Origin of the sequence: Pseudonocardia bannensis (assembly GCF_012911875.1) — a bacterium.
Classification (GTDB): Bacteria; Actinomycetota; Actinomycetes; order Mycobacteriales; family Pseudonocardiaceae; genus Pseudonocardia; species Pseudonocardia bannensis.
Map to the genome: position 1 here is coordinate 1 of NZ_JAAXKZ010000275.1, position 1,038 is coordinate 1,038.

Consider the following 1,038-nt stretch of genomic DNA (forward strand, 5'->3'; position numbering starts at 1 on the left):
GTTATAAGCCCTGCTCAGGTCGCTGATCGCGGCGCGGCCGTCGTCGCGCAGCTTCGTCGGCAGCACCGGGACGACGACGGCTCCCGCGGCGGTCAGCCCGGCGGCGCGTGTCGTCGTCCGCGCGTAGTCCTCGGGCGACAGGTGGTAGGCGTAGGAGTTGATCTCCCAGCACAGCGCGACGTCGTCGAACCAGGCGTCGGCGATGCCGAGAAGCCGGTCGTCCGCGTCGTAGATCCGTGCGTTCCACCAGGCCTCGGGTAGTCCGGAGCGGGCCAGCAGCTTCTTGGCGTCCCGTTCGGCGGCGGATCGGACACCCTCGGACACCTCGGCGAGGACCCGCCGGGGAGTGGCCGATCCGCGCTGGCTGCCCGCGGCCAGCTCGGCGTTGAGCTGCGCCACCGTGCACAGCCTGCGCTGTACCGTGTCGGCGATCAGCTCGGTGATGTCCGACGGTGAACGCAGCCGGCGTGCTGCGTCGAGGCAGGCACGGGACGCCGGTGCGACCGGGAGCCCGGACAGGACACGCGGCCGCGGCGGGCGGGTGGTGCGCTCCACGACGACGAAGTCGGCACCCCGGAGCTGTCGGGCATGCGGCACCAGCAGGTGCACCGCGTCCCCGGCCTCCGGTCCGCGGCGGACGCCGTGCAGCCGGCACGCCTCGATGCCGGTGAGGATCGCGTTGTCGCCGCCGTAGAGCAGGGCGGCCCGTACCTGCTGGCGACGGGTCGGGGTGCCGGTGGACAACAGGATCACACCGGGCAGTAGCCGTTGCCACGGACCGCCGGCGCGACATCGCCGGGCGACGGTGACACCCGGCACCCCGATCTCGCGCAACGTCGCAGCCGAGATGACCCCGTCCTGCGCGGCCTCTCGCAGTACCCCGGCGTCGGCCCACCGCCCACGTCGCATCACCTGATGATCGCGAACCGCCGCCCGCCCCGTGGCCGCTTTCCCCAACCCGTCCTGACGAAGGTGGCCCTGAGAACGTCGGACGTTCTCAGGGCCACCTTCGTGGCGCGGGTTCCGGTGGCGCTACGC

General features: G+C 72.7%; 1 protein-coding gene. It reads right to left on the reverse strand.

Going from position 1 to position 1,038, the window contains the following annotated elements; all coding sequences use genetic code 11:
* On the reverse strand, positions 1-909 hold a 909-nt coding region (locus HF519_RS30155; protein WP_169416335.1), incomplete at its 3' end, for a hypothetical protein.
* Between the last annotated feature and the right edge of the window lie 129 nt (positions 910-1,038).